Annotated in this window: 13 protein-coding genes and 1 other annotated feature; of the genes, 9 read left to right on the forward strand and 4 right to left on the reverse strand. The window is 52.7% G+C overall.

The features are described 5' to 3' along the window. The 5 genes from dnaA to yidA all read left to right on the forward strand — a co-directional run bounded on the left by dnaA (window position 1) and on the right by yidA (window position 6,968). Window positions 1-1,404: a chromosomal replication initiator protein DnaA gene (gene dnaA, locus HVZ52_RS00005; protein WP_016155069.1), complete on the forward strand. Its 1,404-nt coding sequence runs from the start codon at window positions 1-3 to the stop codon at window positions 1,402-1,404. A 4-nt stretch (window positions 1,405-1,408) separates the two neighbouring features. Beyond that, complete coding sequence (gene dnaN, locus HVZ52_RS00010; RefSeq protein ID WP_016155068.1) at window positions 1,409-2,509, forward strand: DNA polymerase III subunit beta; 1,101 nt, start codon at window positions 1,409-1,411, stop codon at window positions 2,507-2,509. After that, window positions 2,509-3,582, forward strand: coding sequence for a DNA replication/repair protein RecF (recF, locus tag HVZ52_RS00015; protein WP_016155067.1), 1,074 nt, complete (start codon window positions 2,509-2,511; stop codon window positions 3,580-3,582). Before dnaN ends, recF begins: the two co-directional genes overlap by 1 nt. Window positions 3,583-3,610: 28 nt before the next feature. Then, window positions 3,611-6,025, forward strand: a complete 2,415-nt coding sequence (gene gyrB / locus HVZ52_RS00020; RefSeq protein ID WP_047498797.1) for a DNA topoisomerase (ATP-hydrolyzing) subunit B — start codon at window positions 3,611-3,613, stop codon at window positions 6,023-6,025. Window positions 6,026-6,155: 130 nt separating this feature from the next. Next, on the forward strand, window positions 6,156-6,968 hold the full coding sequence (gene yidA, locus HVZ52_RS00025; RefSeq protein WP_016155065.1) for a sugar-phosphatase: 813 nt from the start codon (window positions 6,156-6,158) through the stop codon (window positions 6,966-6,968). A gap of 4 nt (window positions 6,969-6,972) precedes the next feature. Here yidA and cbrA read toward each other — a convergent pair whose 3' ends face one another. Further along, window positions 6,973-8,091: a colicin M resistance lipid reductase CbrA gene (gene cbrA, locus HVZ52_RS00030; RefSeq protein ID WP_181598724.1), complete on the reverse strand. Its 1,119-nt coding sequence runs from the start codon at window positions 8,089-8,091 to the stop codon at window positions 6,973-6,975. Window positions 8,092-8,190: 99 nt separating this feature from the next. Here cbrA and HVZ52_RS00035 point away from each other — a divergent pair, with 99 nt between their 5' ends. Next, window positions 8,191-9,417: a DUF3748 domain-containing protein gene (locus HVZ52_RS00035; protein WP_181598725.1), complete on the forward strand. Its 1,227-nt coding sequence runs from the start codon at window positions 8,191-8,193 to the stop codon at window positions 9,415-9,417. 1 nt (window position 9,418) lies between these two features. On the opposite strand, the gene HVZ52_RS00040 is transcribed toward HVZ52_RS00035, so the two are convergent. Then, the gene (locus tag HVZ52_RS00040) at window positions 9,419-9,751 is read right to left on the reverse strand and encodes a YceK/YidQ family lipoprotein (RefSeq protein WP_172864455.1); all 333 of its coding nucleotides are present in this window, start codon (window positions 9,749-9,751) and stop codon (window positions 9,419-9,421) included. 238 nt (window positions 9,752-9,989) lie between these two features. After that, window positions 9,990-10,062 (forward strand) — a sequence feature (ROSE (Repression Of Heat Shock gene Expression) occurs in the 5'-region of heat shock genes and acts as an RNA thermometer to modulate expression.). Between HVZ52_RS00040 and ibpA the strand changes: the two genes are divergently transcribed. Both ibpA and ibpB read left to right on the forward strand, forming a co-directional pair. Then, entirely contained in the window at window positions 10,056-10,469 is a 414-nt protein-coding gene (ibpA, locus tag HVZ52_RS00045; protein WP_003023882.1) for a small heat shock chaperone IbpA, read from the forward strand. (Overlaps the previous feature by 7 nt.) 92 nt (window positions 10,470-10,561) lie before the next feature. After that, a complete protein-coding gene (gene ibpB / locus HVZ52_RS00050; RefSeq protein ID WP_003827096.1) occupies window positions 10,562-10,990 on the forward strand; it encodes a small heat shock chaperone IbpB in 429 nt (142 codons plus the stop codon). Here ibpB and HVZ52_RS00055 read toward each other — a convergent pair. Next, window positions 10,979-11,200 carry a hypothetical protein gene (locus HVZ52_RS00055; protein WP_181598726.1) on the reverse strand — a complete coding sequence of 74 codons (222 nt, stop codon included), beginning with the start codon at window positions 11,198-11,200 and terminating at the stop codon, window positions 10,979-10,981. The genes ibpB and HVZ52_RS00055 overlap by 12 nt on opposite strands. Before the next feature lie 71 nt (window positions 11,201-11,271). Here HVZ52_RS00055 and HVZ52_RS00060 point away from each other — a divergent pair, with 71 nt between their 5' ends. After that, window positions 11,272-12,933 carry a putative transporter gene (locus tag HVZ52_RS00060; RefSeq protein ID WP_016155061.1) on the forward strand — a complete coding sequence of 554 codons (1,662 nt, stop codon included), beginning with the start codon at window positions 11,272-11,274 and terminating at the stop codon, window positions 12,931-12,933. Here HVZ52_RS00060 and HVZ52_RS00065 read toward each other — a convergent pair whose 3' ends face one another. Continuing rightward, complete coding sequence (locus tag HVZ52_RS00065) at window positions 12,934-13,650, reverse strand: GntR family transcriptional regulator (protein ID WP_046276201.1); 717 nt, start codon at window positions 13,648-13,650, stop codon at window positions 12,934-12,936. Window positions 13,651-13,802: the final 152 nt, after the last annotated feature.

Below are 13,802 nucleotides of genomic sequence, written 5' to 3' on the forward strand. Positions count from 1 at the left end.
GTGTCACTTTCGCTTTGGCAGCAGTGTCTTGCCCGATTGCAGGATGAGTTACCAGCCACAGAGTTCAGTATGTGGATACGCCCGTTGCAGGCGGAACTGAGCGATAACACGCTGGCTTTGTATGCGCCAAACCGTTTCGTGCTTGATTGGGTAAGGGATAAATACCTTAATAATATTAATGGATTACTCAATAACTTCTGTGGAGCGGATGCCCCGCAGCTGCGCTTTGAAGTCGGTACTAAACCCGTCACGCAAACGCTGAAAACGCCGGTAAACAACGTTGTTGCGCCCGCCTACGTGGCTCAGCAAGTGCAACCGCAACGTGCCGCTCCGGCGGCGCGCTCAGGCTGGGATAACGTCCCGGCACCGGCAGAACCTACCTATCGTTCTAACGTCAACGTCAAACACACGTTTGATAACTTCGTTGAAGGTAAATCTAACCAACTGGCGCGCGCGGCGGCACGTCAGGTGGCGGACAATCCTGGCGGCGCCTACAATCCGTTATTCCTTTATGGCGGTACGGGTCTGGGTAAAACCCACCTGCTGCACGCTGTCGGTAACGGTATTATGGCGCGTAAGCCAAACGCGAAAGTGGTGTATATGCACTCCGAACGTTTTGTGCAGGACATGGTTAAGGCCCTGCAAAACAACGCGATCGAAGAGTTTAAACGCTACTACCGTTCCGTGGATGCGCTGCTGATTGACGATATCCAATTCTTCGCGAATAAAGAACGATCGCAGGAAGAGTTTTTCCACACCTTTAACGCCCTGCTGGAAGGCAATCAGCAGATCATCCTGACTTCGGATCGCTATCCGAAAGAGATCAACGGCGTTGAAGATCGTCTGAAATCCCGCTTCGGCTGGGGACTGACTGTTGCGATCGAGCCGCCTGAGCTGGAAACGCGCGTCGCGATCCTGATGAAAAAAGCCGACGAAAACGACATTCGTCTGCCGGGTGAAGTGGCGTTCTTTATTGCCAAGCGTCTACGCTCTAACGTACGTGAGCTGGAAGGCGCACTGAACCGTGTGATCGCCAACGCTAATTTTACCGGCCGGGCGATTACCATCGATTTCGTGCGCGAAGCGTTGCGCGATCTGCTGGCTTTGCAGGAAAAGCTGGTCACCATCGACAATATTCAGAAGACGGTGGCGGAGTATTACAAAATCAAAATTGCGGATCTGCTTTCTAAGCGTCGATCTCGCTCGGTAGCTCGTCCGCGCCAGATGGCGATGGCGCTGGCAAAAGAGCTCACTAACCACAGTCTGCCGGAAATTGGCGACGCGTTTGGTGGGCGTGACCATACTACCGTGCTTCATGCCTGTCGCAAGATTGAGCAGTTGCGTGAAGAAAGCCATGATATTAAAGAAGATTTCTCCAATTTAATCAGAACATTATCTTCGTGACGCTATGAAATTTACCGTTGAACGTGAACATTTATTAAAACCGCTTCAGCAGGTCAGCGGCCCGCTGGGTGGACGTCCTACACTGCCTATTCTCGGAAATCTGCTGCTGCAGGTTGCTGACGGTGCGCTTTCTCTGACCGGTACCGATCTCGAAATGGAGATGGTGGCGCGCGTGGCGCTGATCCAGCCTCATGAACCTGGTGCGACCACCGTTCCGGCGCGTAAATTCTTCGATATTTGCCGTGGGTTGCCGGAAGGCGCGGAAATTGCCGTTCAACTGGAAGGCGATCGCATGCTGGTGCGGTCTGGCCGCAGCCGTTTCTCGCTGTCTACGCTGCCTGCCGCCGACTTCCCGAATCTGGACGACTGGCAGAGCGAAGTCGAATTCACTCTGCCGCAGGCCACGATGAAGCGCCTGATTGAAGCCACGCAGTTTTCGATGGCGCATCAGGACGTGCGTTACTACTTAAACGGCATGCTGTTTGAAACCGAAGGGGAAGAGCTGCGTACCGTGGCGACCGACGGTCACCGCCTGGCGGTCTGTTCAATGCCTGTCGGTCAGCAGTTACCCAGCCATTCGGTGATCGTTCCGCGTAAAGGCGTAATTGAACTGATGCGTATGCTCGACGGCGGCGACAACCCGCTGCGCGTGCAGATTGGCAGCAACAACATTCGTGCGCACGTGGGTGACTTCATCTTTACCTCCAAGCTGGTTGATGGCCGTTTCCCGGATTATCGCCGCGTATTGCCGAAGAATCCGGACAAACATCTGGAAGCCGGTTGCGATATCCTCAAACAGGCATTTGCTCGTGCGGCGATCCTCTCTAACGAGAAATTCCGCGGCGTGCGTCTGTATGTCAGTGAAAACCAGCTGAAAATAACCGCCAACAACCCGGAGCAGGAAGAAGCGGAAGAAATTCTGGATGTCTCCTATCCTGGCACTGAACTGGAAATCGGTTTTAACGTTAGCTACGTACTGGACGTACTAAACGCGCTGAAGTGCGAGAACGTTCGTATTCTGCTGACCGATTCCGTATCGAGCGTACAGATTGAAGATGCAGCCAGCCAGAGCGCGGCTTATGTTGTTATGCCAATGAGACTGTAATGTCGCTCACCCGTCTGTTGATCCGCGACTTTCGCAATATCGAAAGCGCGGATCTCGCTTTATCCCCTGGCTTTAACTTCCTGGTTGGCGCGAACGGCAGCGGCAAAACCAGCGTGCTGGAAGCCATCTATACGCTCGGCCACGGCCGGGCGTTTCGCAGTTTGCAGATTGGCCGCGTAATTCGCCACGAGCAGGAGTCGTTTGTTTTACACGGGCGTTTGCAGGGGGAAGAGCGTGAGACATCGATTGGCCTGACGAAAGACAAACTGGGCGACAGCAAAGTGCGCATTGACGGCACTGACGGGCACAAGGTCGCGGAACTGGCGCACCTGATGCCAATGCAACTGATCACGCCAGAGGGGTTTACTTTACTCAATGGCGGCCCCAAATACAGAAGAGCATTCCTTGACTGGGGATGCTTTCACAATGAAGCCGGATTTTTCACCGCCTGGAGCAATCTGAAGCGACTGCTCAAGCAGCGCAACGCGGCCCTGCGCCAGGTGAGTCGTTATGAGCAACTGCGTCCGTGGGATAAAGAACTGATCCCGCTGGCGGAACAAATCAGCACCTGGCGCGCGGAGTACAGCGCCGGTATCGCGCAGGATATGGCGGATACCTGTCAGCAGTTTCTACCCGAGTTTTCTCTCTCCTTCTCATTCCAGCGTGGCTGGGAGAAAGAGACCGATTATGCCGAAGTGCTGGAACGCAGTTTTGAACGCGATCGCATGTTGACCTACACCGCGCACGGTCCGCACAAAGCGGATTTTCGCATTCGCGCTGACGGTGCGCCGGTGGAAGACACGTTGTCGCGTGGGCAGCTAAAGCTGCTGATGTGCGCCTTACGTCTGGCGCAAGGGGAGTTCCTCACCCGCGAAAGTGGGCGGCGGTGTCTCTACCTGATAGATGATTTTGCCTCTGAACTTGATGATGCCCGTCGTGGGCTGTTAGCCAGCCGCTTAAAAGCGACGCAATCTCAGGTCTTTGTCAGCGCAATCAGCGCTGAACACGTTCTGGACATGTCGGACAAAAATTCGAAGATGTTCACCGTGGAAAAGGGTAAAATAACGGATTAACCCAAGTTTAAATGAGCGAGAAACGTTGATGTCGAATTCTTATGACTCCTCCAGTATCAAAGTCCTGAAAGGACTGGATGCGGTGCGTAAGCGCCCGGGTATGTATATCGGCGACACGGATGACGGCACCGGTCTGCACCACATGGTATTCGAGGTGGTAGATAACGCTATCGACGAAGCGCTCGCGGGTCACTGTAAAGATATCGTTGTAACGATTCACGCGGACAACTCCGTGTCCGTTACCGATGATGGCCGTGGTATCCCAACCGGTATCCACCCGGAAGAGGGCGTTTCGGCGGCGGAAGTTATCATGACCGTTCTGCACGCAGGCGGTAAATTCGATGATAACTCCTATAAAGTTTCCGGTGGTCTGCACGGCGTAGGTGTTTCCGTAGTAAACGCCCTGTCACAGAAACTGGAGCTGGTGATTCGCCGCGAAGGTAAAGTGCATCAGCAAACTTACGTGCACGGTGTGCCGCAGGCGCCGCTGGCGGTAACCGGCGAAACAGAAGCGACGGGTACTCAGGTACGTTTCTGGCCAAGCCACGAAACCTTTACCAACGTCGTTGAGTTTGAATACGAGATTCTGGCTAAGCGTCTGCGCGAGCTGTCGTTCCTGAACTCCGGCGTCTCTATTCGTCTGCGCGACAAGCGCGATGGTAAAGAAGACCATTTCCACTACGAAGGCGGCATCAAGGCGTTTGTTGAATACCTCAACAAAAACAAAACGCCGATCCACCCAAATATCTTCTACTTCTCCACCGAAAAAGACGGTATCGGCGTTGAAGTTGCGCTGCAGTGGAACGATGGTTTCCAGGAAAACATTTACTGCTTCACCAACAACATTCCGCAGCGTGACGGCGGTACTCACCTTGCAGGCTTCCGTGCGGCGATGACCCGTACCCTGAACGCCTACATGGACAAAGAAGGCTACAGCAAAAAAGCCAAAGTCAGCGCCACCGGTGATGATGCCCGTGAAGGCTTGATTGCCGTTGTTTCCGTGAAAGTACCGGATCCGAAGTTCTCCTCACAGACCAAAGACAAGCTGGTCTCCTCTGAGGTGAAATCGGCGGTAGAACAGCAGATGAACGAACTGCTGAGCGAATACCTACTGGAAAACCCGTCTGACGCGAAAATCGTCGTTGGCAAAATTATTGATGCTGCACGTGCCCGTGAAGCGGCACGTCGCGCGCGTGAAATGACCCGTCGTAAAGGCGCGCTGGACTTAGCGGGCCTGCCGGGCAAGCTGGCGGACTGTCAGGAACGCGACCCGGCGCTGTCCGAACTATACCTTGTGGAAGGGGACTCCGCGGGCGGTTCTGCGAAGCAGGGCCGTAACCGTAAAAACCAAGCGATTCTGCCGCTGAAGGGTAAAATCCTCAACGTCGAGAAAGCGCGCTTTGATAAAATGCTCTCTTCTCAGGAAGTGGCGACGCTGATCACCGCGCTCGGCTGTGGCATCGGTCGTGACGAGTACAACCCGGACAAACTGCGTTATCACAGCATCATCATCATGACCGATGCGGACGTCGACGGCTCGCATATTCGTACGCTGCTGTTGACCTTCTTCTATCGTCAGATGCCGGAAATCGTGGAACGCGGCCACGTTTACATTGCACAGCCACCGCTGTACAAAGTGAAAAAAGGTAAGCAGGAACAGTATATTAAAGATGACGAAGCGATGGATCAGTACCAAATTTCTATCGCTCTGGATGGTGCAACGCTGCACACTAATGCCAGCGCACCTGCTCTTTCAGGTGAGTCGTTAGAAAAACTGGTTTCTGAATACAACGCGACGCAGAAAATGATTGGCCGTATGGAACGTCGTTTCCCGAAAGCGCTGCTGAAAGAACTGGTTTATCAACCGACGCTGCCGGAAGCTGATTTGGCGAACGAGCAGACCGTTACCCGCTGGGTTAATACGCTGATTACCGAGCTGAACGAAAAAGAACAGCACGGCAGCCTGTGGAAGTTTGATATCCACCACAACGCAGAGCAGAACCTGTTTGAGCCGATTGTGCGCGTCCGTACTCACGGTGTGGATACCGACTATATTCTGGACCACGAGTTTGTGACCGGTGGCGAATACCGTCGTATTTGTACGCTCGGTGAGAAGCTGCGCGGGCTGATCGAAGACGATGCGTTTATCGAACGTGGCGAGCGCCGCCAGCCGGTTGCCAGCTTTGAGCAGGCGCTGGAATGGCTGCAGAAAGAGTCACGTCGCGGCCTCGCTATCCAGCGTTATAAAGGTCTGGGCGAGATGAACCCGGATCAGCTGTGGGAAACCACCATGGATCCGGAAAGCCGTCGTATGCTGCGCGTTACCGTGAAGGATGCGATTGCCGCCGACCAGCTCTTCACTACGCTGATGGGCGATGCCGTTGAACCGCGTCGCGCGTTTATCGAAGAAAACGCCCTGAAAGCGGCGAACATCGATATCTAACTTGCACCCAGGTCTACAACCGTCCTGCAAAAGGGGAATCTCGATTCCCCTTTCTATCCCCCTTTTCGTAGCTGTTTTTTGAGCGGAATCGCGTTAGCATGAGGACGGACTCATTTAATCCGGGGAACTCATGGCTATCAAACTTATTGCTATCGACATGGATGGCACACTTCTGCTGCCCGATCACACCATTTCACCCGCGGTCAAAACGGCGATTGCCGCAGCGCGCGCGCGTGGCGTAAATGTGGTGCTGACCACGGGGCGCCCGTATGCCGGCGTCCACAGCTATCTGAAAGAATTGCATATGGAAGAACCCGGTGACTACTGCATTACCTACAATGGCGCGCTAGTGCAGAAAGCAGGGGATGGCAGTACTGTCGCGCAAACCGCGTTGAGCTATGATGATTATCGTTATCTGGAGCAGCTCTCCCGGGACGTTGGCTCGCATTTCCACGCTCTCGATCGCAACACCCTGTATACCGCGAACCGTGATATCAGCTACTACACGGTGCATGAATCGTTTGTTGCGACGATTCCGCTGGTGTTCTGTGAAGCCGAGAAAATGGATCCCGCAACCCAGTTCCTGAAAGTGATGATGATTGACGAGCCGGAGATCCTCGATAAAGCTATCTCGCGCATACCTGCGGAAGTAAAAGAGAAGTACACCGTGCTGAAAAGTGCGCCGTATTTCCTCGAAATCCTCGATAAACGCGTCAATAAAGGGACTGGCGTGAAATCGCTGGCCGATGCGTTGGGTATAAAAGCCGAAGAGGTGATGGCGATTGGCGATCAGGAAAACGACATCGCGATGATTGAATACGCAGGCGTGGGCGTTGCCATGGACAACGCTATTGGGTCAGTCAAAGAAATCGCCAACTTTGTGACGAAATCTAACCTTGAAGATGGCGTCGCGTATGCCATAGAGAAGTTTGCGCTGAAATAAGATGTTATGGGCAAATGCCTTGGCGCAATTGCCCTGTTTCAGCAATTATTTGTGATACTGAGTGGTCACCTTGAGGAATATGCGCTACGCCGCTGCGCATTATCCATTTGCGGGAAAACGCCGACGTCAGGGCCCGACTTTTCAGGATTTTGCCAAACAGTTTGAGACGTAACTTGCGGGTGGCTTTGCGGTAAGCGTGATTCATATCTGGTGCATCCCGCAACAATACAGATTTGAGTGCCTCCGCGCTGTCCAGCGCATAGCTAATCCCCTCCAGTGAGCTGGCGCTGATAAAACCGGCCGCTTCGCCAATCAAAAATGCGTTGTCCTTGCCACAGACGAAGTCTTTCCAGCGTGAAGGAAACAGCACCGTACATTTTTCACTTTTCACCGGTTTGCCGAACTGAAATTGGAACGCTTCCATCTTCGCTTTCAGCGCGTCAAAGCGCGCCTGACCGTCCTTCATCGGGTAGGCACCGCCAAAGATAAAATAGCCATCTTTGCTGATACTCCAGGAATAACAGTCGGTTGCGTCGTTATCAAAAATGCAGGAATAGAACGGGACGGGATGTTTTTCCGCAAACCATTGTTGAATAGCAACATATTTACGGATCTGGTGCCGGGGATAGAGATGACGGCGTACCAATGAGTTCGCGCCGTCGGCTCCCACCAGATAACGCGCGGTGATCTGCTGCTCCCAACCGTCGGCGCGGAAGATAACATGCCATTTATCGCCCTCGCGCCAGATTTTCCGACACAGGCTGTCGTGGTACACCTGTACATCATCAGGAATGAGAGATTTAAGCCATAAATCAAAAGCATGGCGGTTGATATTAATGTAGCTGCGCTGGTAGTTACGCGTCAAAGAGGCTGCAACATCAACCGTTTTAACGCTAAATATCTGTGGATTAGCGATGACATCAACGGGTAAGGTTATCCCGTCGCGGATAAACGAACGCTGGGCATCCGGGGCCAACAGACCGCCGCAGGGTTTGGTGAAACCTTCGTTGCCGCACTGGTGTTTTTTATCCAACGCGATCACGCGCATTTTTCCACTCAACTGCCGCGCCAGCGCTGCGCCTGCCGGGCCTAACCCGATAATGGCTACGTCAAAATGTTCCATGTTTCTGTCCGCAAAAATGAAGATGGCGATACGCTAAAGCCTGAAAGTGAAGTGCTTGTGAAGTATGATTGCTGAAATCGTCTTGTATCAGGGCATTCCATGAAGCAAATCACCTTTACGCCGCGTAATCATCAGCTTACCAATATCAATACCTGGACACCGGACAGCCAGTGGCTGGTCTTTGATGTGCGCCCTTCCGGTGCCTCTTTTACCGGCGACACAATTGAGCGCGTCAATATTCATACTGGCGAGCTGGAGGTGATTTATCGGGCCATGCAGGGATCGCACGTTGGCGTGGTGACCGTTCATCCAAAGTCGGAAAAATATGTCTTTATCCATGGGCCTGAAAATCCTGATGAAACATGGCATTACGACTTCCATCATCGGCGTGGGGTGATAGCTACGCAGGCAAAAGTGGAGAATCTGGATGCGATGGATATTACCGCCCCATATACGCCGGGTGCGCTGCGCGGTGGTAGCCATGTGCATGTATTTAGCCCGAGCGGCGAGTTTGTCAGTTTCACCTATAACGACCATGTGTTGCATGAGCGCTCACCGGCGCTGGATCTACGCAATGTCGGTGTGGCTGCGCCCTATGGTCCGGTGATGGTCTCCGCGCAGCATCCCCGTGAGTACAGCGGGAGCCATTGGTGCGTGCTGGTAACCCAGACGACACCCACGCCTAAACCGGGTAGCGATGAGATTAACCGCGCCTATGAAGAGGGCTGGGTAGGGGAAAACAGACTGGCGTTTATCGGTGATACGTTATCAGTCACGGGCGAGAAAGTGCCGGAGTTATTTATTGTTGATTTACCACAGGATGAAAGCGGCTGGAAACAGCCGGGCGACGCTCCGCTGGAGGGCACTGAGGCGACAATGCCTGCGCCGCCATTTGGTATTAATCAACGCCGCCTGACGTTTACTCATGCGCGCGCCTTTCCCGGTCTGGTAAATCAGCCGCGCCATTGGGTGCGCAGTAATCCAAAGGCATCTGAGATTGCATTTTTAATGCGTGATGACGTCGGCATTGTGCAACTGTGGCTGATTTCCCCACAAGGAGGAGAACCGCGTCAGCTTACCCGCTGCGCCACGGATATTCAGTCAGCATTCAACTGGCATCCGTCAGGGAAATGGCTGGGGTTTGTACTGGATAACAAAATTGCTTGTTGTGATGCTCAGACGGGAGAGGTTGATTTTCTAACGGACCGTCACGGCAACCCACCATCGGGCGATGCGATCATCTTTTCTCCTGATGGTCGACAGGTTGCGTGGATGGAAGACGTCGAGGGTTTCCGCCAGCTGTGGGTAACAGAGACTGGGCGTTAACTTAAGGAGCAGGCATTTCAGCCGGAGGGATAACGGCGTTCGCGGCCTGCGTTCTCTCCTCGCTTTTTTCTACACGGGATCTCACCGAGTTATCTTTGCGAAAGAGATCCCACGGAAGTAATACTGTATCCAGTACTGCGGTAAACGGCATATCCAGAATCGCCAGTGACTTGGTTCCCCAGTTTGTATCACTTTCGCTAATCATTGTGGCGCTGGCGCGCGTGCCAGGATACGTCCCTTCTTTGCCCCCGGTATGCGACATAATGCTGGAACAGCCGCTCACAAACGCCATCCCGCTGCACATTGTCAGTGTTACCAACATTTTTTTTATCATCATTTTTTCATCTGTATTTATTGTGTTTGCATGGTGAGTTAAAGCGATCCGTTGCGAAAATAACATCACCATTTCGTCACACTGTGGCGGCTATCGCGATTTAACGATAACAACTGCTCCCACCAGTGTATGCAATAGACAACAAACTGCAAAAAAAGTCAGATGAATACGCTTGAAAAGTTTGTATTAAGACCCATTTTTAGAGTGTAGACAAATGAAGGGCATGCCTGATGGGTGTCCTGGCTACCTGACCTGTCCATGATGGAAGGTCTATTATTCTCGCTGATTTCAGGAGCTATTGATTATGCGTAACTTTGATTTATCCCCGCTGTACCGTTCTGCTATTGGTTTTGATCGCCTGTTTAACCTGCTGGAAAACAATCAGGGCCAGAGCAATGGCGGCTACCCTCCGTATAACGTTGAGCTGGTAGACGAAAACCATTACCGAATTGCGATTGCCGTTGCTGGTTTTGCTGAAAGCGAACTGGAAATTACTGCCCAGGACAATCTGCTGGTGGTGAAAGGCGCCCATGCGGACGATCAAAAAGAACGTACTTACCTGTATCAGGGGATTGCCGAGCGCAACTTCGAACGTAAGTTCCAGTTAGCGGAGAACATTCATGTTCGCGGCGCGAACCTGGTGAATGGTCTGCTGTATATCGATCTCGAACGCGTGATTCCCGAGGCGAATAAGCCGCGCCGCATCGAAATCAACTAATTCTGTGGGCCGCTTCAGGCGGCCCTGCTAAGCAATCGGCTTGCCGTCAGGGAGCCAAAAGGTACTTACTCGCTTCTTAGAAGGAGATTATTATGCGTAACTACGATTTATCCCCACTGCTGCGTCAATGGATCGGTTTTGACAAACTGGCCAATGCCTTGCAAAACACGGGCGAAAGCCAGAGCTTCCCGCCTTATAACATCGAAAAGAGCGATGATAACCACTACCGCATTACCCTTGCGTTAGCCGGTTTCCGCCAGGAAGATCTGGATATTCAACTGGAAGGCACGCGCCTGACCGTGAAAGGTACGCCGCAGCAGCCGGAAAAAGAGACCAAATGGTTGCATCAGGGGCTGGTCACTCAGCCGTTCAGCCTGAGCTTTACGCTGGCTGAAAATATGGAAGTCTCCGGCGCAAGCTTCACTAACGGCTTGCTGCATATCGATTTGACCCGGAATGAACCTGAAACCATCGCTCCACAACGTATCGCCATCAGCGAGCGTCCCGCATTAGACAGTTAAATAGCTCCATGCCTTTGCCCCGCCAGAAATGACGGGGCTTTTTTGTGCGTCAGCCCATATGAAACTATGATCTGGGAGGGCAGGATGCCGGAAGCGCTGCCATTGCCAGAAAAAAGCATTCAGCAATTTCAAATCGACGTGAAGAAAAACAGTAAAGAACGCTCTTCTTAAGCGCTCCTGGGCGCTCTGTAGCATGATAATGTGCGCCACTCTGCATTCATGCCTGAACGGTTCAGTCATAATCTTCGTTAAATAAAATGTTATTCACAGGGAACAGGAAAATGAGTGATATAGCATTGACGGTCAGCGTTCTGGCAATGGTGGCAGTTGTCGGATTATGGATCGGCAACATAAAAATACGTGGTGTTGGTTTTGGCATCGGAGGCGTGCTGTTCGGCGGTATTATTGTCGGGCATTTTGTCGATCAGGCAGGGATGACCCTGAGCGGTGACATGCTGCATTTTATTCAGGAATTTGGCCTGATTCTTTTCGTCTACACCATCGGTATTCAGGTGGGGCCGGGCTTTTTTGCGTCACTGCGCGTTTCGGGCCTGCGGCTGAATCTGTTTGCCGTGCTGATTGTTATCATGGGTGGCCTGGTCACCGCGATCCTGCATAAGATTTTTGCCATTCCCCTTCCCGTGGTGCTGGGCATTTTTTCCGGTGCGGTCACCAATACTCCGGCGTTAGGCGCGGGGCAGCAGATTCTGCGCGATCTGGGTACTCCTGTTGATGTGGTGGATCAGATGGGGATGAGCTATGCCATGGCTTATCCTTTTGGTATCTGCGGTATTTTGCTCACTATGTGGCTGATGCGCCTAATTTTTCGCGTTAACGTCGATGCCGAAGCCCATCAGCATGAATCCACGCTGACCAACGGACACGCGCTGATTCAGACGATGAATATCCGTGTGGAAAACCCGAACCTCAACAATATGGCGATTCAGGATGTCCCAATCCTGAACAGCGACAAAATCATCTGCTCACGTTTAAAACGTGAAGAAACATTGATGGTGCCGTCGCCGGGGACGATTATTCAGATGGGCGACCTGCTACACCTGGTTGGTCAGCCTGCTGATCTGCACAACGCGCAGGTGGTGATTGGGCAGGAGGTGGACACATCTCTGTCGACGCGAGGCACCGATTTACGCGTTGAGCGCGTGGTGGTGACCAACGAACAGGTGCTGGGGAAACGAATCCGTGACCTGCATTTCAAAGAACGTTACGACGTGGTTATCTCCCGTCTGAACCGTGCGGGGGTTGAGCTGGTAGCCAGCAGCGACGCCAGCCTGCAGTTTGGCGACATCCTCAATCTGGTCGGTCGACCTTCCTCGATTGATGCTGTTGCCAATGTGGTAGGTAACGCGCAGCAAAAACTGCAGCAGGTGCAGATGCTGCCGGTATTTATCGGGATCGGGCTGGGTGTTCTGCTGGGTTCAATCCCGCTGTTCATTCCTGGGTTCCCGGTGGCGCTTAAACTGGGGTTGGCCGGTGGGCCGCTGATTATGGCGTTGATCCTGGGGCGTATTGGCAGCATTGGTAAGCTGTATTGGTTTATGCCCCCCAGCGCTAACCTGGCGCTGCGAGAGTTGGGTATCGTGCTGTTTCTCGCAGTGGTTGGTCTGAAGTCAGGCGGTGATTTTGTTCATACCCTGACGCAGGGAGATGGCCTGAGCTGGGTGGGCTACGGTATTTTCATCACCGCGATTCCGCTGATTACCGTGGGGCTGCTGGCGAGGATTTTCGTCAAAATGAACTACCTCACGCTGTGCGGCATGCTGGCTGGCTCAATGACCGATCCGCCTGCACTGGCATTTGCTAACAACCTGCATGCCACCAGCGGGGCGGCGGCGCTTTCGTATGCGACCGTTTATCCGCTGGTGATGTTCCTGCGAATTATCACGCCGCAACTGCTGGCGGTGATTTTTTGGGGGATGGGTTAGTCAGGCTGAGTCTGGGTGGACGCGCCGTAAGTGGTAGTCCACCTGGTACTCGCTGGCGTTTCTGAACATCACCGAATAATTCAAAAACTCCCCGCTATCGCTGTAGGACAGTGAGGTAATCCGCAGCAATGGCGTCTGTTCAGGTACGTTCATCTGCGCGGAAAGCTGCTTATCGGCAAGAACGGGAGTCAGACTTTCATAGTTGCCGCTGATAGTTATTCCGCACTCTTTCTCGATGTAATCGAATTTTGACCCTTCCAGATGCGCCAGCGATAAATTACGGAATAATTTTACCGGCATGTAGCTGTCTTCAAGCATCAGCGGCTTGCCGTCCACATAGCGAACGCGACGTGAGAAGTAGATGCGTTCATTAATCTGGATACGCAGTTGGCTGGCAATTGCTGGTGGTGCGGGCATCACTTCAAATACCAGTACTTCACTGGTGACCTCTTTCCCTTGTCGCTTCAGTACTTCCGCCAGTCCGGTCAGGTTTGTGGTTTCATGATGGACATCTTTGCGCGCCACATAAGTTCCACTCCCATGACGGCGTACGACCAATCCCCAGCCAATCAACATATCAATTGCTTTACGGATCGTCATTCGTGAAACCGCGAACTCTTGGGCAAGCTTTTTTTCACCAGGCAACGGGCTACCGATGTTGTAATCAGACGAATTCAGGCGAATTCGTAGTCGTTCCGCAATTGATTTGTAGATCACTACCAGACCTCTTTTTTCTTTTAATTACTGCACGATAAACCTTTTGATGTCTAACTTTTACTTAAAAAGTAGACCTCATTGCCGAAATTAAAACCATGAAAGCGATCACGAATCGCAGCGGCATGCCATGTCTGAAGGATCGCAACTTTCTA

The organism is Citrobacter sp. RHB36-C18, assembly GCF_013814485.1.
GTDB lineage: Bacteria > Pseudomonadota > Gammaproteobacteria > Enterobacterales > Enterobacteriaceae > Citrobacter > Citrobacter braakii.